Consider the following 19,439-nt stretch of genomic DNA (forward strand, 5'->3'; position numbering starts at 1 on the left):
AGGCACGTTTTTTGGAAAACGTTTTCACTCTTTTTACAATTTTTTATGAAGCGTCGGTTTTGCGTGCTTATTCCGCCAGCAGTTTAGTAATGTCGGCCACCAGGTCTTCCGGCTTGGTGGCGGGGGCGTAGCGGTTGTAGACCGTGCCGTCCTTGCGGATCAGGAACTTGGTGAAATTCCATTTGATCGCCTCGGTGCCGAGGATGCCGGGGGCGTCTTTTTTCAGTTTAGTAAACAGCGGGTGGGCGTTGTCGCCGTTGACATCGATCTTGGCGAACAGCGGGAAGGTGACGCCGTAGTTCTTTTCGCAGAAGGCGCCGATTTCGTCGGCCTGGCCCGGTTCCTGCGCGCCGAACTGGTTGCAGGGGAAGCCCAGCACCACCACGCCTTTGTCCTTGAACTGCTGGTACACCTCCTCCAGGCCCTTGTATTGCGGCGTGAAGCCGCATTTGCTGGCGGTGTTGACGATCAACAGCACCTGGCCTTGGTACTGGCTCAGGTTGACGGGGGCGCCGGACAGGTTGTCGGCGGTGATGTCGTAAATTGTGGTCATGGTTTCTAGACGAGTCCTAAATGTTCGGTTCCGGCCGAGAGATCCCGGTTCTTGGCGGCCTTGCCTTCGAGCTTGATGGCCAGCCGCAGGTCGTTGACGGAGTCGGCGTTGCGCAGCGCGTCTTCGTAGGTGATGATATCCGCTTCGTGCAGATCGAACAGCGACTGGTCGAAGGTCTGCATGCCCAGCTCGCGCGATTTCTTCATCAGCTCCTTGATTTCGTGGACTTCGCCCTTGAAGATCAGGTCTGAGATCAGCGGAGAATTCAGCATGATTTCGATCGCCACCGCGCGGCCTTTGGATTCCTTGCGCGGGATCAGGCGCTGCGAGATCATGCCCTTCAGGTTCAGCGACAGGTCCATCAGCAGTTGCTGGCGGCGTTCCTCGGGGAAGAAGTTGATGATGCGGTCGAGCGCCTGGTTGGCGCTGTTGGCGTGCAGCGTGGCCAGGCACAGGTGGCCGGTCTCGGCGAAGGCGATCGCGTGGTCCATGGTTTCGCGGTCGCGGATCTCGCCGATCTGGATCACGTCCGGCGCCTGGCGCAGCGTGTTCTTCAGCGCGATGGCCCAGTCCTCGGTGTCGACCCCCACTTCGCGCTGGGTCATGATGCAGTTCTTGTGCGGGTGGACGTATTCGACCGGGTCTTCGATGGTGATGATGTGGCCGTAGCTGTTCTCGTTGCGGTAGCCGACCATGGCGGCCAGGGTGGTCGACTTGCCGGAGCCGGTGGCGCCGACCATGATGACCAGGCCGCGCTTGGACATGACCACGTCCTTGAGCACGTCGGGCAGGCCGAGGTCTTCGAGTTTGGGGATTTCGCTGGTGATGGTCCGCAGCACCATGCCGACCGAGCTCATCTGCACAAACGCCGACACCCGGAAGCGGCCCAGGTCGCCGGGACTGATGGCGAAGTTGGCTTCCTTGGTCAGTTCGAACGAGGCGGTTTGCTTGTCGTTCATGATGGAGCGCGCCAGGTCCATGGTGTGGGCCGAGGTCAGCACCTGCGACGACACCGGCGTCATCTTGCCGTCGATCTTGATGGCGGGCGGGAAGCCGGCCGTGATGAACAGATCCGAGCCCTTCTTGCTGGTCATCAGCCGCAGCAGGTCGAACATGAATTTAGAGGCCTGGTCGCGTTCCATGGTATTTCCTTTAGTTCGGGGTCAAGTCTGACATTCGGACACGGCCTCGGCCGTAGCTGCACTTACGGCCGAGGCCGTGTCCGAATGTCAGACTTGACCCCCGGTTTTTTAGCCGGGGAAGTTGTCCGGCGTCTTGGCGGCGTTGCGGGCGGCGGCGGCGCTGATGACGTTGCGGCGCACCAGGTCCGTCAGGTTCTGGTCCAGGGTCTGCATGCCGACGTTGCTGCCGGTCTGGATCGCCGAGTACATCTGCGCGATCTTGGCTTCGCGGATCAGGTTGCGGATCGCCGGCGTCGCCACCATGATCTCGTGCGCGGCCACGCGGCCGTTGCCGTCCTTGGTTTTCAACAGCGTCTGCGAGATCACCGCCTGCAGCGACTCGGACAGCATGGCCCGCACCATTTCCTTTTCATCGGCGGGGAAGACGTCGACGATACGGTCGATGGTCTTGGCGGCCGACGAGGTGTGCAAGGTGCCGAACACCAGGTGGCCGGTCTCGGCCGCCGACAGCGCCAGGCGGATGGTCTCCAGGTCGCGCAGCTCGCCGACCAGGATGCAGTCCGGATCTTCCCGCAGCGCCGAACGCAGCGCGTTGTTGAACGACAGCGTGTGCGGACCCACTTCGCGCTGGTTGATCAGGCATTTCTTCGACTCGTGCACGAACTCGATCGGGTCTTCGATCGTCAGGATGTGGCCGTACTCGTTCTCGTTGAGGTGGTTGACCATCGCCGCCAAGGTGGTCGACTTGCCGGAGCCGGTCGGCCCCGTCACCAGCACCAGCCCGCGCGGCTTCAGCGCGAACTCGGCGAAGATCTTCGGCGCGTTCAGCTCTTCCAGACTGAGGATCTTGGATGGAATCGTCCGCAGCACCGCCGAGGCGCCCCGTTCCTGGTTGTAGGCGTTGACGCGGAAACGCGCCAGACCGGGAATCGCGAACGAGAAGTCGCATTCCAGCATCTCTTCGTAGGCCTTGCGCTGGCCGTCGTTCATGATGTCATAGATCATGCCGTGCACGTCCTTGTGCTCCAGCGGCGGCAGGTTGATGCGGCGCACGTCGCCGTGCACCCGTATCATCGGCGGCAGCCCGGCGGACAGGTGCAAGTCCGAGGCCTTGTTCTTGACGGAGAATGCGAGAAGTTCGGAGATGTCCATTTATAATCCCTGTGCCTGACGTTGGTGAGGTCCCGTTCCGGCGGGTTTCTTTCACGTTAACCGTTGTTTCTAACGATTTTTACTCGATGATTATGTCCCTGATCCCCCAGAACTTGCAAGCAATCACCTCGACTATTGTTGCCGCAGCCCAAGATGTTGGCCGTGCGCCGCAATCGGTGCAGCTGCTGGCCGTGTCCAAGACCTTCGGGCCGGACGCGGTGCTGGAGGCGGTGCGGGCCGGCCAGCGCGCCTTCGGCGAGAATTACCTGCAGGAGGCGCTGGACAAGATCGCGGCGCTGAAGGCGGCCGGCGCGCCCGCGCTGGAATGGCATTTCATCGGCCCGATCCAGAGCAACAAGACCCGGCCCATCGCCGAGCACTTCGATTGGGTGCACACGGTCGAGCGCGAGAAGATCGCGCAGCGGCTGTCCGAGCAGCGGCCGGCCGGCATGGCGCCGCTGCAAATCTGTTTGCAGGTGAATATCAGCGGGGAAGCCAGCAAGAGCGGCGTGGCCCCGGCGGAATTGGCGGAGCTGGCCCACAAGGTCGCGGCGCTGCCGAATCTGACCTTGCGCGGCCTGATGGCGATCCCCGAGCCGGCCGAAGATTTTGCGCAGCAGCGGGCGGCGTTCGCCCAGCTGCGGGTGCTGTACGAGCAACTACGCGCCGACGGCCTGGCGCTCGACACGCTGTCGATGGGCATGTCGGCCGACCTGCGCGCCGCGATCGCCGAGGGTGCGACCATCGTGCGCGTCGGCAGCGCCATTTTTGGTTCACGAAACTACAACAAGGCTTGATGATGAAAATAGCATTTATCGGCGGCGGCAACATGGCCTCCGCCCTGATCGCGGGACTGGCCAACAAGCTCACCGCCGGCGCCAACATCCACGTGGCCGATCCCAACGCGGAAGCGCTGGAGCGCCTGCATCAGCAGTTCGGCGTGACCACGGCCAGCGCCGCCGATGCCGCCGTCTCGGCGGCGGACGTGATCGTGCTGGCGGTCAAACCGCAAAGCATGCGCGAAGTGGCGGCCCAGCTGCTGCCGCTGATCGACCAGGCCAGGCAGCCGGTGATCGTCTCGATCGCGGCCGGCATCCGCATCGTCGACCTGTCGCGTTGGCTGGGCGGCTACGGCGCCATCGTGCGCTGCATGCCGAACACGCCGGCGCTGATCGGCATGGGCATCACCGGCATGGCGGCGACCGCCGGCGTGTCCGCTGCGCAGAAGCAGGCGGCGGACGATATCCTGCGCGCCGTCGGCCCCACCGTGTGGCTGGACGACGAGTCTCAGATCGATGCGGTGACGGCGGTGTCGGGCAGCGGCCCGGCCTATGTGTTCTACTTCATCGAGGCGATGCAGCAGGCCGCCGTGGACATGGGACTGAGCGTGGAGCAGGGCAAGCAGCTGGCGATGGCCACCTTTGCCGGCGCTTCGCAGCTGGCGGTGCAGTCGAGCGAGCCGGTGTCGCTGCTGCGCGAACGGGTGACGTCGAAGGGCGGCACCACCTACGCGGCGCTGACCAGCATGGAGGACAGCGGCGTGAAGGCGGCGATCGTCAAGGCGATGAAAGCGGCCCAGCAGCGCGGCAAGGAAATGGGCGACGAGCTGGGTTCTTCCAACTAAGACGAAAGGCTGCATGATGACGGTAACACGGTATGTACCCTTGATTGCAGCCTTCACCGCTTTACAGGCTGGCGCCGCGACCATCGTTTCCGAGACGGTGCAGCGGCCGGAAGGGCCGCGCCACTATCTGCTGGCGCAGCCGGCGATGCCGGTGGCGGCGGCTTCAAACAAGCTGCCGCTGGTGATCCTGCTGCACGGCCACGCGGCCTCCGCCAACCTCACTTTCGGCAAAGGGCGGATCGACGATCCGGCCGCCGCCTGGCTGGCCGTGGCAGACCGCGAAGGTGTGCTGGTCATCGCGCCCGACGGTTCGAAGGGCAGCGACGACAAGCAAGGCTGGAACGACTGCCGTGCCGACGCGCCCACCAATCCCAAGACCGACGACGTCGGTTTCATCGCGGCCTTGATCGACCAGGCGGTCGCGCAGCACAATGCCGATCCGTCGCGGGTGTATCTGTCCGGCGCTTCCAATGGCGGCGGCATGGTGTATCGCGCGGCGATCGAGCTGGGGCCGCGCCTGGCGGCGGTGGCCGTGTCGAGCATGCTGATGCCATCCAAGAATCTGTGCCCGGCCCCCAAGCGCGCCGTGCCGATACTGGTGGCGCATGGCACCGAGGACAAGATCGCGCCCTATGCCGGCGGCGAAGTCGGTCACTTCCTGTTGACGGGGCGCGGCTCCGGACTGAGCGCCGAGGAGTCCGTGAAGTACTGGCGCGAGCTGGCGCAGCTGCCGCCGACGCCGACCGTCACCAACGTGCCGCATCGCGATGCGGCCGACAAGACGTCGCTGGTGCGCTATGTCTGGGGCGGCGATCCTAAGCAGACGCAGGTTGAATTCCTGAAAATGGAAAACGCCGGCCACGTGCAGCCCAGCATCGCACATAGCCTGTCATGGCTGGTGCTGGCAATACTGGGCAAGCAAAACGGCGACCTTGAATATGCCGACGAAACCTGGGCCTTCTTCAAGGATAAACGCGTAGCTCCTTAAATCAGGACGTCCCGCCGCAGCCTTGCTTCATCGCGGCGATCCATGCGCGTATCAGTTCCACGCCCTCTTTGTGGACCGAGCCGCGTCCCAGTTCCGGCATCATGATGCCGGTCTGGTCGGAGCTGAGCCGGTAGACCATGATCGATTCATCCGGCTTGCCCGGCGCGATGCCGTAGCCGTGACCACCCGTGCCAGCACCTGCCGCCACCGGCGGCTTGCACAGCCCCAGATGCAGATCGGCCGGCGCCCCCATGTTCAGGTGCAGCGCGGTGGTGTTGGCGGCGCCCTTGTCGTTGTGGCAGTGGGCGCAGTTGATGTCCAGGTAGGCGCGGGCGCGCTCGTCCAGCGTCTGGCCCTGGTCGCGCCAGTTGGCGTTGTGCGGCGCCGCCGTCGCCGCATTGGCCGGCACGCCGCTCAGGTAACCGATGCGCGCCAGGTAGTCGAGCTGGTTGACCGTCACGCCGTCGTAGCTGTAGCTGCGGTTCATATGCCGCACCTTCGGGCCGATGGGCTGGAACTGGCGCGACTTCACATCCGCCACGTGGCAGGACGCGCACTGGTTCACGTTCGGCACCACGTAGGTCAGCGGCTTGCGGGTCTGGTCTGCATGCACCACTTCCAGCGGTATCTGGTCGCCGGTGCGCGACAGCACGGCTTCGGTCTGCTCGGCGTTCCACACATAGGGCAGGGCGATCCAGCCGTCGGTGCGGCGCACCAGCAGACGCGTTTCGACCAGGCGCACGTTGGCCAGATCGAGCTTGTCGCCGCCGGTCTTGCTGGTGTCGTAGGTGGCCAGCACCGCCTTGGCGGGACCGTCCGCCTTCGGGTAGTAGAAGGTTTTGCTGATGATGGTCCCGACCGGGAACTCGAACGTCGTATCGGGGTTGTAGACGGCGCTCTGGCCTTTCGGCATCCAGACGGTGCGCAGCTTCTGCGCGTAGTCGGTGAACAGCGGCGTATTGAGGTCGTAGGGAACCACGCCGGTGTTCAGGTTCAGGCGGCCGCCGGAGACGGCCATCAGATGCCAGTCGCTCAACTTGGCCGGATTGCCTTCGGTGATAAAGCTCACCGGGGCCTGGGTCTGCGTGCACGCCGCGAGCATCAGCGTGCAGGTGATCGCTGCGAATCTCACCATCATGACTGCGCGGCGAGTTGGGCGATGGTCACCGGCGGCAGCTTGGCCAGCGCGCAGCGGAACGGCGCGGTTTCCTTGCTGGGGTTCTTGTACTTGTTCGGCCCGTCGGCGTTCAGCACTTCCACGCCGTCCTGGATGCAGATGCGCTGCTCGGCCGGCATTACGCCCTTGACCAGCAGCTTGGTGTCGACATAGCCGTCCCACAGCACGTCGGGCAGGTGGCCGCTGATGCCGTACATGGCGATCTTCAGCGCTTTCAGGTCCAGGCCATCGGGCGAATCGCCGCCGCCCTTGAAGCGGTTGCCGTAGACGTAGATCGCCTTGGGATACGGATCGTAGCCGGCGGCCACGCCTTTCTCGGTGAAGTAACCGGTGGAGTGGTAGCTGGAGATGATGACGTTGGCAGTCTGGTTGTCGGTGACGTCGTTGTCGAAGATCTCCACTTTCGAATTGGAGTTGATGACGATGCCGGAACCGGCCGGCACGCTGGCCACCGCCGTGCCGCGCGCGGCGAAGTTGCCGAGGTTGTTCTTCTCGACCTTGTTCTTGTACACGCGGGTGCTATGGCCGGGCTGCGACAGGTTGGGCATGTTGAACACCAGGATGCCGCCGGTGTTGTTGGTGGCGACGTTGTCGTAGACGTCGGCGTTGATGGTGTTTTCGATTTCGATGCCGGCCACGTTCTGCTCGGCGCGGCAGCGGCGCACCACCACGCCGTTGGACTGGCCGACGTAGATGCCGGCGTCGGAGGCGGCGATGGCCACGCTGTCCTCGATCAGCACGTTGCGGGTCTTGACCGGGTAGATGCCGTAGGCGCCGTTGGTGACCTTGGAGCCGCCGGTCCACTGCACCTTGACCTTGCGGATGGTGATGTTGTCGCCGTCGTTGATCTTCAGGCCATCGCCCTTGGAGTCCTCGATGGTCAGGCCTTCGATGGTGAAGTTGCTGGCGTAGACCAGCATGCCTTCCGGCCCGGTGACCTGGCCCTTGAACGAGAGGATGGTCTTGTCCATGCCGGCGCCGCGTACCGTGACGCCGTTGCCGCGCAGTGTGAGGCCGCTAGTGAGATGATAGGTACCGGCCGGGATCTCGACCACGCTGCCGGGTTTGGCGTCGAGCAGCTGCTCCTGCAGCTTCTTCTGGAACGCCGCGTCGGCGCTGGCCTGCTCGGCCGAGACGGGCGCCTCGGACTTGCCGCAAGCGCCCAGCAAGGCGCCGATCGTACCGCATAGAGCTAGTGTGCGTAAGGCCTTGTACATGTCGTCCCCTCATTCTATTTGTTAGAATTTGTCAGATGTAGAGTGCTTGGCAACATTGAGTATAGCAGTATGTTTTCGACATTAAGCGCGTATCATGGCCGGGCCGTGGCCATGTGGCGCGGCAGCGACGGAAAGGAAAAAAGATGACGAATCGCCGGGTATTTATTCTGCACACCTGCGCCGGGCTGGCCGCTGCTACGCTGGGCTGCATGGCCCGGGCCGAGGACCGCGTGCCGCTGAAGGAAGACGAGCCGCTGGCCAAGGAGTTCAACTATGTGGTTGACGCCACCAAGGTTGACGGGCACAAATTCCCCGACTTCAAAGCCGGCGACCGCTGCGGCAAGTGCCAGATCTACGAGGACGGCCCGAACGACATGGGCGGCTGCGCCATCTTCCCCGGCAAGCTGGTGGCGGCCGCCGGCTGGTGCACCTCGTTCGGCTGACATGGACTTCGCCGCATTCAAGGCGCTGGGCCTGGAGCTTCCTTTAGTCGAAGAGTCGACCTCGTACGGCACGCCGGCGCTGAAGGTCAAAGGCAAGCTGATGGCGTGCTTGAAGGAAGACGGCGAGTCGGTGGCGATACGCACCACGTGGGAAGAGCGCGAGCGCCTGCTGACGGTGGAGTCGGAAACGTACTACATCACCGACCACTACCGCGACCATCCTTGGGTGCTGGTGCGCTTGCCGCAAGCGCATCCCGACGGCGCGAAGCTGCGACTGGCGCAGGCCTGGCTGCTGGCGGCGCCGAAGTCGCTGCTCAAGCTGCATGGTGCCAGGATCTCAGCGCTGGAGCCAGATGTAATGGTTGCCTTGCGCGACGAGACGCCTCAGCTAACTGCGGAGCAAAAAGTCGAATTAGATAAGTTACTCGCTGAGCAAGATGTAAACCCGAATGACGGTTTGACTTGCGAGCTATGGCTGCGGCCTCAACCTCATCCCAAGCCCTCCTGAACATGCGAGGCGATTTCAACTTCAACGATGAATGCGGATGAACCTCATTGAAATGCATAAAAGCGTCTGGCAATTGGGCGAGAACGACTTTGGCATTGGTATCACCATCACGCTTGTCGAAGAGGTCGACGGACCGATTAGCGGCACGTTGCGTTCCGTCTTGTTGCAGATGGAAGGCCAGGCGGCAAAAGAAGTGGCGCAGCGCTGGAGCGGAAGCATCCTCTGGATTTGCGATAGTCCCTACCGCAAACAGCACAGGCGGAAGAACTGGTTCTTGCTGGGAGCCGAGCTGACGCCGCCGGAACCATCAGACCTAAACGGTGAGATCCGTTACGAGGCGACGCGTGCGTCAGGGCCTGGAGGGCAGCATGTCAACAAGACTGACAGCGCAATTCGCGCGACGCATATGGCGACGGGATTGTCCGTAAAAGTGCAATCGGAACGGAGCCAGCATGCAAACAAGAAGCTCGCCGCCCAGTTGCTGGCTATGAAACTGGCCCGGCTGGCAGACGAGGCGGAGAGCAGCGTGCGCACCGAGCGCCACATGCAGCATAAGCAGGCGGAGCGCGGCAATGCTCAGCGGGTGTTTGTTGGAAAGTACAGGCGGGCGTCAAAGCGCCAACAAACCTAAGTGTTCAGAGAACGGAATGAAATCCCGATCGTTGTGCAAAAGATGAACCCCGTTCTCGATACACCAGGTCGCAATGATAGTGTCTATTGTTTTGCGGGGTGTGATTCCTTGGGCTCGCAGTTTGCGATAATTTCGCGCGGCTTGAATCGATATTTTTTTCCCGCCGAGACGAGCCATCCGCAGCGCCGAAAGCAGCTGTTGGGCTGTTTTGAAATCACGATCATCGCGAAAACCTTGTAATACCTCAGTCAGGATCAGGTCACCAATGAGCATTGGATCGCTCGGCAAAAGACGATCCAACATCTGGGTTTGCCTGGTTTGCAGACCAGGACGGAAATAGTCTACCCATACGCTGGAATCAACCAGGATCACGATCAAGTCTCATGGCGTCGAGATCGCCTTCCCAGTTCAGTTTTCCGCGTTGCTGGCGAAGCTGCTCCTGGTGATGAAGGCGGACCAATGTGCGTAAACCAAGTTCTATCGCCTGCTTCTCGCTTTTCACACCAGGGACTTGCAATGCCAGCCGCATCAACTTGTCATCGATAATGAAATTCGTTTGCATGACTGATCCTCGCAAATATCTGCAGATTTTAGCGCGATTTTGACCTATTTCCGCGCTACCAGCAGGCCGACGATGACGCCGATCGCCGCGCCCAGGCCCACCGACTTCCACGGATTGTCGCGCACATAAACGTTGGCCGATTCGGCCGCGCCGCGGCTGCGGGCGATCACGCTGTCTTCCAGCTTGCGCAGGTCGGTCCTGGCGGTGCGCAGCGTTTCCTCAAAACGGGCGCGGGTTTCCGGGCTGGGCGCCAACTCTTTGGCGGCGTCCTTCAGCCAGTCCTCGGCCTCGCCGATGGCGTGTTTCAATTCATCCATCAGCTTGTTGCGCGCGCAGCAGCTGGCGGCCTGGCTGTCGGCGACGCCTTTGCCGTTCTGTTGAGTCTGATCCATGATGACCTCATCGGGTGTCGAAGTGGAGGGGGGATAGCCATTGTAGGCAGCGACTGGGTTGACGCCTTGCGCTGCCTCAATCGCGTTAGCGCAGCGCGTAATCCAGCGCCACGCCCGCGAACACCGCCGCGCCCAGCCAGTTGTTGTGGCGGAAGGCGTAGAAGCAGGCGTCGCGCTCGCGGCCGCGGATCAGCGTGTAGTGATAGCAGGCGATGCCCGCCGCCACCGCCACGCCGCCGGCGAACCACACGCCCATCCCCAGCTGCCAGCCGCAGGCCAGCAGCAAACCCAGGTGCACGGCGTAGCACAGCATCACCGCCGCCACATCGTAGCGGCCGAAGGTGATGGCCGAGGTCTTGATGCCGATCTTCAGGTCGTCGTCGCGGTCGACCATCGCGTATTCGGTGTCGTAGGCCACGGCCCAGAACACGTTACCGAGCAACAGCACCCACGCCACCATCGGCACCGTGTCCTGGATCGCCGCAAACGCCATCGGAATGCCGAAGCCGAACGCGATGCCCAGGTAAGCCTGCGGAATTGCGAAGAAGCGCTTGAAGTAAGGGTAGGTGCCGGCGATGATGACGGCTGCCACCGACAGTTGCTTGGTTAGTGCGTTCAGCGGCAGGATCAGGCAGAACGACAGCACCGCCAGCGTGCCTGCAATCGCCAGCGCTTCCTTGCCGCTGATGCGGCCGCTGGTGATGGGGCGCTGCGCCGTGCGTTTGACGAATTTGTCGATATCCTGGTCGGCGTAGTCGTTCATCGCGCAGCCGGCCGAGCGCATCAGCAGCGTGCCGAGCGAGAAGATCAGCACCAGCGTCAGGCTGGGCTTGCCGTTGGATGCCAGCCACAGCGCGCACAGCGTCGGCCACAGCAGCAGCAGCGTGCCGATGGGTTTGTCCAGCCTGACCAGGCGAAAATAGAGCTCCAGCTTGTTCATGGATAGTGCCGCTTGAAGGGAAAGATCAGGATTATCGCAAATCCTGGCGCTGCCAGCGCAGTGGCTGCATTAATCGTCGGCGCAGAGGGTGGTGATGCCCGGCAGGTTGCAAGCGGCTACCACTTCGCACACGGCGTCGATGGCGGCCTTGCGGGTGAAGCTTTTACGCCACACGATGACCACCCGGCGCGACGGCTGCTGCCCTTCGAACGGACGGAATTGCAACATGCCTTCCTTGGTGTCCATGTCCGGCACCGAGGCGCGCGGCAGCACGGTCAGGCCGATGCCGCTGGCCACCATGTGACGGATGGTTTCCAGCGACGAGCCCTCGAAGGTGCGCTGCATGCCGTTGCCCGGCGCGGAGAAGCGGGCCATTTCGGGACATACTTCCAGTACCTGATCGCGGAAGCAGTGTCCGTTACCAAGCAGCAGCATGTTTTCGGTTTTCAGGTCGTCGGCGGGGATGCTGCGGCGTTTGGCCCATGGGTGCTGGGACGGCATCGCCACCACGAACGGCTCGTCGTACAGCGCCTGCATCGCCATGCCGTGCTCGGGCAGCGGCAGCGCCATGATGGCGGCGTCCAGCTCGCCCTGGCGCAGCATCTCGATCAGGCGTACGGTGAAGTTCTCCTGCAGGATCAGCGGCATCTGCGGGACTTTGTCGATCATGCCCTTGACCAGCGGCGGCAGCAGGTAGGGGCCGATGGTGTAGATCACGCCCAGGCGCAGCGGGCCGGCCAGCGGGTCCTTGTTCTGCTTGGCGAGTTCCTTGATGGCGGCGGTCTGTTCCAGCACGCGCTCGGCCTGGGCGACGATCTGCGCGCCCAGCGGGGTGACCGAGATTTCGGCGCCGCCCCGTTCAAACAGGACCACGCCCAGCTCATCTTCCAGTTTCTTGATGGCGACCGAAAGCGTCGGCTGCGCGACGTAACAGGCTTCGGCCGCATGTCCGAAGTGTTTCGCTCTTGCAACGGCGACGATGTATTTCAGTTCGGTCAGTGTCATAAATGTATTTGAACACAGGCGATGCTGGGATGCAATAATTAGAAAAGGTATTGTAGCGAATGCTGTCGATATAATGCAGCGTATGTTGGTACCACCCATCGAAAGGCAAGCATGTCCTCCACATTTGGTCCAGAAGAAGCGCAAGCCTATCTGCACAAGCTGCTCAAGGTGATGCACCACACCGGCGGTTCGGATCTGTTCATTTCCGCAGATTTCCCGCCGAGTATGAAGTCGCAGGGCGCGATGAAGCCCCTGAGCCAACAGAAACTGACCGGCAGCGTGACCCGCGCGCTGGCGCTGTCCATCATGAACGACAAGCAGAAGCGCGAGTTCGAGGCCGAGCTGGAATGCAACTTCGCGATCTCCCTGCCGGACGTGTGCCGTTTCCGCGTCAACGTTTTCGTGCAGCAGCAGAACGTGGCCATGGTGATACGGACTATCGCCTCGGAAATCCCGAATTTCGAAAAACTGGACCTGCCCGAGGTGCTGAAGGAGGTCATCATGACCAAGCGCGGGCTGGTGCTGGTGGTGGGCGGCACCGGTTCCGGCAAGTCGACCACGCTGGCGGCGATGATCGACTACCGCAACGCCAATTCGGCCGGCCACATCATCACGGTGGAGGATCCGGTCGAGTACGTGCACAAGAACAAGGGCTGCCTGATCACGCACCGCGAAGTGGGCGTCGATACGCTGTCCTGGCACAACGCGCTGAAGAACACGCTGCGCCAGGCGCCGGACGTGATCCTGATCGGCGAGATCCGCGACACCGAGACTATGGAGCACGCGATCGCGTTCGCCGAGACCGGCCACCTGTGCCTGGGCACGCTGCACGCGAACAACTCCAACCAGACCATGGACCGCATCATCAACTTCTTCCCGGAGGAGCGGCGCAACCAGCTGCTGATGGATTTGTCGTCCAACCTGCGCGCCATCGTGTCGCAACGCCTGGTGCGCACCGAGGACGGCAAGGGCCGCAAGGCCGCGATCGAGATCCTGCTCAACACGCCGACCATCGCCGAGATGATCTTCAAGGGGAACTTCCAGGCGATCAAGGAAATCATGCACAAATCGCGCGAGCTCGGCATGTGCACTTTCGACCAGGCGCTGTACGAACTCTATAATAAGGGCTATATCGCCTACGAAGAGGCGATCCGCAACGCCGACTCGGCCAACGGCCTGCGCTTGCAGATCAAGCTGCGCGGCGACCGCAAGGAGCCGGGCGACAACAGTCCGACCACCGCCGATACACTCAGCATGCAGATCGACGAAGAGCCGGAAGACGAAGAACCCAAATAACACAGAAAAACCTCATGCCTCAATTTGAAACCAAGATCTGCACCCGTGAACAACTGGCCGCGCGCGTCGCCGCATTGCCCAAGCCGGTGGTGCTGACCAACGGCGTGTTCGACATCCTGCACCGCGGCCACGTGACCTATCTGGCGCAGGCGCGCGCGCTGGGCGCCTCGCTGGTGGTGGCGGCCAATACCGACGCCTCCGTCAAACGCCTGGGCAAGGGCGACGACCGTCCGCTCAACAACTGCGCCGACCGCATGGCCGTGCTGGCCGCGCTGGAAGCGGTGAGCCTGGTGGTGGACTTCGACGAAGACACCGCGCTGGAAGTGGTGCAGCAGGCACGGCCGGAAATCTACGCCAAGGGCGGGGACTACCAGATGGACGCCATCCCGGAAGGCAAGGCCGTGCTGGCCTACGGCGGCCAGGCGATCGCCATCGACTTCGAGCACGACCGCTCGACCACCAAGCTGCTGACCAAGGTGCGCGCCCAGCGTCCTTGATACGATGCGCATCCTGATTGCCGTGTTCGCGGCGCTGCTGTTCCTCGGCGTGTTGTGGGGACCCGCGTTCGCGATCGCGCTGCGCTACTGGCGGCGCGGCGACGCGCGCGCATTCCGCCAACTGCGCTTCCTCTATCCGGCTCAGCTGATCGCGACGGTGTCGCTGGCCTTCGCCGCCGACCTGCTGGGCCTGCGCAATCCGGCCGCGCTGGCGGCCGCCAGCACCGTATGCGTGAGCCTGGCTGGCGCCGGCGCGCTGGCTTTGCTGTTGTCTTTCTCCCTCCGTTCCAATCGCGCGCCGGCTGACAGGGCCTGAAAAAAATCCTAGACTGAATCTCCCACAAGTCTCTTCGGGAGGACGTCATGGAACTGCATCTGCAATCACATCGTTGGCAGGCGCGCCTGCCGGACTGGGCCGCCGCTGCGGTCGCGGGTTTCGGCGCGGGCGGCGTGCTGATGCTGCTTGAACTCAGCTGGTCCGCCATCACCAACGCCGCCGATCCCTGGCTGGCCACCCACATGATCGCCGCGCTGGTGATGAGCTGGGACGTGCTGCAAACCAGCGGCTACAGCCTGGGCGTGACGGTCGCCGCATTGCTGGTGCATTACACGCTGGGCGTGGTGTTCGGCGTCATGCTGGCCGCCATCATTGCACCATTCCGTCTTGATTCCAGCCTCGCCCTGGCGCTCGCGACCGGAGCAGTGTTCGGCCTGCTGCTATATGGGCTGAACTTTTATGGCATGGCCGGTGTCTATACATGGTTCGTAGCGTTGCGAGGCTGGCCGACAGCCATTGCCCACGTCATCTTCGGGATGACCGCAGCCTTCATTTATCTCAAGCTGGAAAGGCCGAGCAGGCCACGTTAGCTTTCGGGAAGCCGCCATGGCGTTAGCATTGATACTGATACTGATCGTAGTTGGCGCCCTGGAATTTCATTATATGAGTCCGTGGTGGCTCACGCCCATCGCCTCCAACTGGCAGCAGATGGACGATGCCTTGCTGCTGACCTTCCTCATCACCGGCGTGGCCTTCGTCGTCATCAACCTGTTCGTGGCGTATGCGGTGGTGACGTTCAGGCATCAGGACGGCGTGCGCGCGGCGGCCACGCACGGCAGCGCCAAGCTGGAGTGGTGGCTGGTCGGCGCCACCACGGTGGGCATCGTCGCGCTGCTGGCGCCGGGCTTATCGGTGTACGCCAAGCTGATCGACCCGCCACCCGACGCGATGGTGTTCGAAGTGCTGGGCCAGCAGTGGCAATGGCACTACCGCCTGCCGGGCAGGGACGGCAAGTTGGGCAGCACTGACATGCGTTTCATCAGCAACGCCAATCCGTATGGCGTGAATCCGGCGGATCCTGGCGGGCAGGACGATCTGCTGGTCGAAGGGCAGGAGGTGCATATCCCCGTCGGCCGGCCGGTGCGCGTGCTGCTGCGCGCGCAGGATGTGCTGCATGATTTCTACGTGCCGGAATTCCGCACGCGGATGAACATGGTGCCGGGCATGGTGACGTCGTTCTGGTTCACGCCGTCGCGGGTCGGCAGGTTCGAGGTCATGTGCGCGCAGCTGTGTGGCATCGGCCATTTCAATATGCGCAGCTATGTCGTGGTGGACGATGGGCCGGCCTATCAGGCGTGGCTGGCGGCGCAGCCGACCTTTGCCGCCACGACGGCGGCCGCGGCCGGCGGCGAGGAGCCGGGCAAGCAGGGGCGCCTGCTGGCGCAGTCGCGCGGCTGCGCGGCCTGCCACAGCATCGACGGCAACGCCGGCGTGGGGCCGACGTGGAAGGGGCTGTTTGGCAAGAGCGAGACCATGAACGACGGCGCCGCCGTGCGCGTGGATGAGACCTATCTGCGCGAATCGATCACCAAACCCGCCGCACGCATCGTCAAGGGCTATCAGCCCATCATGCCGGCGCAGCAGCTGAGCCCGACCGAAGTGGCGCAGCTGGTCGACTACATCAAGACCATCAAATAGGGAGGCGGGCATGGGCTACGGCGGCGAGCATCCTCACAGCTTCTGGACCCGCTATGTGTGGAGCCAGGACCACAAAGTGATCGCGATCCAGTACACCATCACCGCGCTGGTGATCGGACTGGTGGGGCTGGTGCTGTCGGACCTGATGCGCTTGCAGCTGGGCTTTCCCGGCAAGTTCGCCTTCATCGACGCCAGCCGCTACTACCAGTTCATGACCATGCACGGCATGATCATGGTGGTGTACCTGCTGACGGCGCTGTTCCTGGGCGGCTTCGGCAATTACCTGATCCCGCTGATGGTGGGGGCGCGCGACATGGTGTTTCCCTTCCTGAACATGCTCAGTTACTGGTTCTATTTGTTGGCGGTGCTGATCCTGGCGGGCAGCTTTTTCGTGCCCGGCGGGCCGACCGGCGCCGGCTGGACCCTGTATCCGCCGCAGGCGATACTGCCCGGAACACCGGGCACGGAGTGGGGCATCATCGTAATGCTGGTGTCGCTGCTGGTGTTCATCGCCGCCGCCACGATGGGGGGGCTGAACTACGTCACCACCGTGCTGCAGGCGCGCACCCAGGGCATGACGCTGATGCGGATGCCTCTGACGGTGTGGGGCATCTTCACCGCCACCATCCTGGCGCTGCTGGCGTTCCCGGCCTTGTTCGTCAGCGGCGTCATGATGCTGCTCGATAAAACGCTGGGCACCAGTTTCTTCATGCCGGCCGTGGTGTCGATGGGGCAGCACTTGCCGCACCAGGGCGGCAGCCCGCTGCTGTTCCAGCATCTGTTCTGGTTCTTCGGCCACCCGGAGGTGTACATCGTGGCCTTGCCGGCGTTCGGCATCATTTCCGACCTGATCAGCGTGCATGCGCGCAAGCAGATCTTTGGCTACAAGATGATGGTGTGGGCCATCGTGGTGATCGGCGGTCTGAGTTTTGTCGTGTGGGCACACCACATGTACGTGAGCGGCATGCATCCGTATTTTGGCTTCTTCTTCGCCACCACCACGCTGATCATCGCGGTGCCGACCGCGCTCAAGGTCTACAACTGGACGCTGACCCTGTGGCGCGGCGATATACACCTGACCGTGCCGATGCTGTTTGCCGTCGGCTTCATCAGCACCTTCGTCATCGGCGGGCTGACCGGGCTGTTCCTGGGGAATGTCAGCGTCGATATCCCGCTGTCGAACACCTATTTCGTGGTCGCCCATTTCCACATGGTGATGGGCGTATCGCCGGTACTGGCGGTGTTTGGCGGCCTGTATCACTGGTTCCCCAAGGTGAGCGGACGCATGTACGACGTGATGCTGGGGCGGGTGCATTTCTGGATCACCTTCGTCGGCACCTACCTGATTTTCTTCCCGATGCATTACCTGGGCTTGCTGGGCATGCCAAGGCGCTACTACGCTTACGATCACTACGCCTTCATCCCCGAATCGGCGCAATCGCTGAACGCCTTCATCACCATCGTTGCCTTGTTTGTCGGCGTCTCGCAATTGTTGTTCTTACTGAACTTGTGGTGGAGTACTTTCCGGGGGCGAGAGGCGGGCGGCAACCCCTGGCGCGCTGCCAGCCTGGAGTGGCATACGCCGCAGACGCCGCCGGTGCACGGCAACTGGGGTGATCAAACGCCGGTGGTGTATCGCGGCGCCTACGAGTATGGCCAACAGGACGGCGACAGCGACTATGTGGCGCAAGATCAGGCGCCGGCTGATGTTGCGGCCCGGCGGCCCGTCCCGGTGCCGGAGACGCCATGAATCCCAGCCTCTACCTGGTGAGCAATCACGCCGACATGCTCAGGCGGCGCACCGGCCTGTGGGTATTCATGGGCGTGATCGGCATGTTGTTCTTCCTGTTCAGCAGCGCCTACGTGATGCGCATGGCGGCGCCGGATTGGCGTCCGCTGCCTTTTGTTCCGGTGCAGCTGTGGCTGAGCACGGCATTGCTGGCTGCCGCCAGCGTCGCCTGGCAACGCACGTGGCATGCCGCGCGCGGCCGTGACGCGTCGGCGTTGCGGACGGCGTACGCAGCGGCCTGCATCTGCTCGCTGTCCTTCCTGGCGTCGCAGCTGTGGGCGTGGCAGATCATGGACGCGGCCAATCTGACGCTGGGCGGCAATCCCGCCAACAGCTTCTTTTACCTGATCACCGGCTTGCATGGTCTGCACGTGATCGGCGGCCTGGTGGCGGCTGCCTGGGCGCACCGCGACCTCGGGCGCGACAGCGTGACCCTGCAGCTGTGCGCACGCTACTGGCACTTCCTGCTGGGCTTGTGGCTGGCCATGTTCGGCCTGCTGTTCGGCGTAACGCCGGAACTGGTGAATCAAATCTGCGGAGGCGGGCCATGAGCAAAGCAAACGACACGGCCGGCTGGCAAGGCATGGTGGCGGACTGGTCGGGCGACCGCGCCGCCTTCCGCGTCCCTTGGGGCAAGGCGATGATGTGGATCTTCCTGCTCAGCGACACCTTCATCTTCGGCAGCTTCCTCACCGGCTATATGTCGGTGCGCATCTCGGCCACGGCGGCCTGGCCCAATCCCAGCGAGGTGTTTGCGCTGACGATAGGCGGCGCCAAGCTGCCGCTGATACTGATCGCCATCATGACCTTCATCCTGATCACCAGCAGCGGCACGATGGCGATGGCGGTCAACTACGCTTACCGGCGCGAGCGCGCCCGCTGTGCGGCGCTGATGCTGCTGACCGCAGCGCTGGGCGCGACCTTTGTCAGCATGCAAGCCTTCGAATGGAGCAAGCTGATCGCTGAAGGCGTGCGGCCGTGGATCAATCCGGACGGCGCGGCGCAGTTCGGCGCCTGCTTCTTCATGATCACCGGCTTCCACGGCCTGCATGTGACGGCCGGCGTGATCTACCTGAGCATCGTCGCGCGCCGCGTGCGGCGCGGCCACTACGAGCGCGGCGGCAATTACGATATCGTCGAGATCGCCGGCTTGTACTGGCACTTTGTCGACCTGGTGTGGGTGTTCATCTTCGCGCTGTTTTATCTTTGGTAGGAGCCGCCATGGAAGCCGCCACTCATCCAATCGGTCTGTACCTGAAGGTCTGGCTGCTGCTGTTCGTGCTCAGCACGTTTTCCTACCTGGTCGATTTCTTTCATGCCGAAAGCTATCTGCGCTGGACCTTGATCCTGCTGTTGATGATGGCCAAGGCCGGGCTGATCGTGGCGGTGTTCATGCACCTGCGCTGGGAACGCGCGGCGCTGATCTACGTGGTGCTGGCGCCACCGCTGTGCCTGCTTGTGCTGGCCTTGCTGATGTGGGTGGAATCGGACTACACCTTCTTCACCCGCATGCTGTATTTCCGTTGATGGAGGAGGCTGCTACACTGT

25 protein-coding genes are annotated in these 19,439 nt (G+C 62.9%); 15 read left to right on the forward strand and 10 right to left on the reverse strand.

What is annotated here, in order from left to right:
- Positions 1 to 67: 67 nt before the first annotated feature.
- The 3 genes from RUGAMON1_RS04755 to RUGAMON1_RS04765 form a co-directional block, all read right to left on the reverse strand.
- Positions 68 to 553, reverse strand: a complete 486-nt coding sequence (locus RUGAMON1_RS04755; RefSeq protein ID WP_445229420.1) for a glutathione peroxidase — start codon at positions 551 to 553, stop codon at positions 68 to 70.
- A gap of 5 nt (positions 554 to 558) precedes the next feature.
- The gene (locus tag RUGAMON1_RS04760) at positions 559 to 1,695 is read right to left on the reverse strand and encodes a PilT/PilU family type 4a pilus ATPase (protein ID WP_116992370.1); all 1,137 of its coding nucleotides are present in this window, start codon (positions 1,693 to 1,695) and stop codon (positions 559 to 561) included.
- Positions 1,696 to 1,803: 108 nt separating this feature from the next.
- Positions 1,804 to 2,847: a type IV pilus twitching motility protein PilT gene (locus RUGAMON1_RS04765; protein WP_445229421.1), complete on the reverse strand. Its 1,044-nt coding sequence runs from the start codon at positions 2,845 to 2,847 to the stop codon at positions 1,804 to 1,806.
- A 92-nt stretch (positions 2,848 to 2,939) separates the two neighbouring features.
- Between RUGAMON1_RS04765 and RUGAMON1_RS04770 the strand changes: the two genes are divergently transcribed.
- The 3 genes from RUGAMON1_RS04770 to RUGAMON1_RS04780 are packed head-to-tail and all read left to right on the forward strand — an operon-like array spanning position 2,940 to position 5,459.
- Positions 2,940 to 3,644 (forward strand): YggS family pyridoxal phosphate-dependent enzyme, encoded by a 705-nt coding sequence (locus RUGAMON1_RS04770; RefSeq protein WP_445229422.1) that lies wholly within the window; start codon positions 2,940 to 2,942, stop codon positions 3,642 to 3,644.
- 2 nt (positions 3,645 to 3,646) lie between these two features.
- Complete coding sequence (proC, locus tag RUGAMON1_RS04775) at positions 3,647 to 4,471, forward strand: pyrroline-5-carboxylate reductase (RefSeq protein WP_445229878.1); 825 nt, start codon at positions 3,647 to 3,649, stop codon at positions 4,469 to 4,471.
- Positions 4,472 to 4,484: 13 nt separating this feature from the next.
- Positions 4,485 to 5,459, forward strand: a complete 975-nt coding sequence (locus RUGAMON1_RS04780; protein ID WP_445229423.1) for a CE1 family esterase — start codon at positions 4,485 to 4,487, stop codon at positions 5,457 to 5,459.
- A gap of 1 nt (position 5,460) precedes the next feature.
- Here the strand turns inward: RUGAMON1_RS04780 and RUGAMON1_RS04785 are convergent, their stop codons facing one another.
- A complete protein-coding gene (locus tag RUGAMON1_RS04785) occupies positions 5,461 to 6,597 on the reverse strand; it encodes an SO2930 family diheme c-type cytochrome (protein WP_445229424.1) in 1,137 nt (378 codons plus the stop codon).
- On the reverse strand, positions 6,594 to 7,853 hold the full coding sequence (locus RUGAMON1_RS04790) for a parallel beta-helix domain-containing protein (protein WP_445229425.1): 1,260 nt from the start codon (positions 7,851 to 7,853) through the stop codon (positions 6,594 to 6,596). Before RUGAMON1_RS04790 ends, RUGAMON1_RS04785 begins: the two co-directional genes overlap by 4 nt.
- Before the next feature lie 143 nt (positions 7,854 to 7,996).
- Here RUGAMON1_RS04790 and RUGAMON1_RS04795 point away from each other — a divergent pair, with 143 nt between their 5' ends.
- The 3 genes from RUGAMON1_RS04795 to prfH are packed head-to-tail and all read left to right on the forward strand — an operon-like array spanning position 7,997 to position 9,435.
- A complete protein-coding gene (locus RUGAMON1_RS04795; RefSeq protein ID WP_445229426.1) occupies positions 7,997 to 8,296 on the forward strand; it encodes a high-potential iron-sulfur protein in 300 nt (99 codons plus the stop codon).
- Between the two features lies 1 nt (position 8,297).
- Positions 8,298 to 8,804 (forward strand): MmcQ/YjbR family DNA-binding protein, encoded by a 507-nt coding sequence (locus tag RUGAMON1_RS04800; protein WP_445229427.1) that lies wholly within the window; start codon positions 8,298 to 8,300, stop codon positions 8,802 to 8,804.
- Positions 8,805 to 8,856: 52 nt separating this feature from the next.
- Entirely contained in the window at positions 8,857 to 9,435 is a 579-nt protein-coding gene (gene prfH / locus RUGAMON1_RS04805) for a peptide chain release factor H (protein ID WP_445229879.1), read from the forward strand.
- Here the strand turns inward: prfH and vapC are convergent.
- From vapC to RUGAMON1_RS04830, 5 genes are all read right to left on the reverse strand, one after another.
- Positions 9,415 to 9,807 (reverse strand): type II toxin-antitoxin system VapC family toxin, encoded by a 393-nt coding sequence (gene vapC / locus RUGAMON1_RS04810; RefSeq protein ID WP_445229428.1) that lies wholly within the window; start codon positions 9,805 to 9,807, stop codon positions 9,415 to 9,417. The two genes, prfH and vapC, sit on opposite strands and share 21 nt — an antisense overlap.
- Entirely contained in the window at positions 9,794 to 9,997 is a 204-nt protein-coding gene (locus RUGAMON1_RS04815) for a type II toxin-antitoxin system VapB family antitoxin (RefSeq protein WP_445229429.1), read from the reverse strand. The genes vapC and RUGAMON1_RS04815 overlap by 14 nt, the downstream gene beginning before the upstream one ends.
- Positions 9,998 to 10,041: 44 nt before the next feature.
- Positions 10,042 to 10,389: an ElaB/YgaM/YqjD family protein gene (locus RUGAMON1_RS04820; protein ID WP_445229430.1), complete on the reverse strand. Its 348-nt coding sequence runs from the start codon at positions 10,387 to 10,389 to the stop codon at positions 10,042 to 10,044.
- An 85-nt stretch (positions 10,390 to 10,474) separates the two neighbouring features.
- The gene (gene ubiA / locus RUGAMON1_RS04825) at positions 10,475 to 11,329 is read right to left on the reverse strand and encodes a 4-hydroxybenzoate octaprenyltransferase (RefSeq protein WP_445229431.1); all 855 of its coding nucleotides are present in this window, start codon (positions 11,327 to 11,329) and stop codon (positions 10,475 to 10,477) included.
- Positions 11,330 to 11,398: 69 nt separating this feature from the next.
- Positions 11,399 to 12,334 (reverse strand): hydrogen peroxide-inducible genes activator, encoded by a 936-nt coding sequence (locus RUGAMON1_RS04830; RefSeq protein ID WP_445229432.1) that lies wholly within the window; start codon positions 12,332 to 12,334, stop codon positions 11,399 to 11,401.
- A gap of 111 nt (positions 12,335 to 12,445) precedes the next feature.
- On the opposite strand from RUGAMON1_RS04830, the gene RUGAMON1_RS04835 reads away from it, so the two are divergent.
- From RUGAMON1_RS04835 to RUGAMON1_RS04875, 9 genes are read left to right on the forward strand one after another with little or no spacing between them, the layout of a single operon-like run.
- Positions 12,446 to 13,630 carry a PilT/PilU family type 4a pilus ATPase gene (locus RUGAMON1_RS04835; RefSeq protein ID WP_445229433.1) on the forward strand — a complete coding sequence of 395 codons (1,185 nt, stop codon included), beginning with the start codon at positions 12,446 to 12,448 and terminating at the stop codon, positions 13,628 to 13,630.
- A gap of 14 nt (positions 13,631 to 13,644) precedes the next feature.
- Positions 13,645 to 14,127, forward strand: coding sequence for a D-glycero-beta-D-manno-heptose 1-phosphate adenylyltransferase (gene rfaE2 / locus RUGAMON1_RS04840; protein WP_217943142.1), 483 nt, complete (start codon positions 13,645 to 13,647; stop codon positions 14,125 to 14,127).
- Between the two features lie 4 nt (positions 14,128 to 14,131).
- Positions 14,132 to 14,443, forward strand: coding sequence for a hypothetical protein (locus RUGAMON1_RS04845; RefSeq protein WP_445229434.1), 312 nt, complete (start codon positions 14,132 to 14,134; stop codon positions 14,441 to 14,443).
- A gap of 47 nt (positions 14,444 to 14,490) precedes the next feature.
- Positions 14,491 to 14,994 carry a hypothetical protein gene (locus RUGAMON1_RS04850; RefSeq protein WP_445229435.1) on the forward strand — a complete coding sequence of 168 codons (504 nt, stop codon included), beginning with the start codon at positions 14,491 to 14,493 and terminating at the stop codon, positions 14,992 to 14,994.
- A 16-nt stretch (positions 14,995 to 15,010) separates the two neighbouring features.
- Positions 15,011 to 16,102: a cytochrome c oxidase subunit II gene (locus RUGAMON1_RS04855; protein ID WP_445229436.1), complete on the forward strand. Its 1,092-nt coding sequence runs from the start codon at positions 15,011 to 15,013 to the stop codon at positions 16,100 to 16,102.
- A 10-nt stretch (positions 16,103 to 16,112) separates the two neighbouring features.
- Entirely contained in the window at positions 16,113 to 17,852 is a 1,740-nt protein-coding gene (gene ctaD / locus RUGAMON1_RS04860; RefSeq protein WP_445229437.1) for a cytochrome c oxidase subunit I, read from the forward strand.
- Positions 17,849 to 18,442: a cytochrome c oxidase subunit 3 gene (locus tag RUGAMON1_RS04865; RefSeq protein WP_445229438.1), complete on the forward strand. Its 594-nt coding sequence runs from the start codon at positions 17,849 to 17,851 to the stop codon at positions 18,440 to 18,442. The genes ctaD and RUGAMON1_RS04865 overlap by 4 nt, the downstream gene beginning before the upstream one ends.
- Complete coding sequence (locus RUGAMON1_RS04870) at positions 18,439 to 19,104, forward strand: heme-copper oxidase subunit III family protein (RefSeq protein ID WP_445229439.1); 666 nt, start codon at positions 18,439 to 18,441, stop codon at positions 19,102 to 19,104. The genes RUGAMON1_RS04865 and RUGAMON1_RS04870 overlap by 4 nt, the downstream gene beginning before the upstream one ends.
- Before the next feature lie 8 nt (positions 19,105 to 19,112).
- A complete protein-coding gene (locus RUGAMON1_RS04875; protein ID WP_445229440.1) occupies positions 19,113 to 19,418 on the forward strand; it encodes a cytochrome C oxidase subunit IV family protein in 306 nt (101 codons plus the stop codon).
- Positions 19,419 to 19,439: the final 21 nt, after the last annotated feature.

Origin of the sequence: Duganella rhizosphaerae (genome assembly GCF_040364205.1) — a bacterium.
GTDB classification, from domain to species: domain Bacteria; phylum Pseudomonadota; class Gammaproteobacteria; order Burkholderiales; family Burkholderiaceae_D; genus Rugamonas; species Rugamonas rhizosphaerae.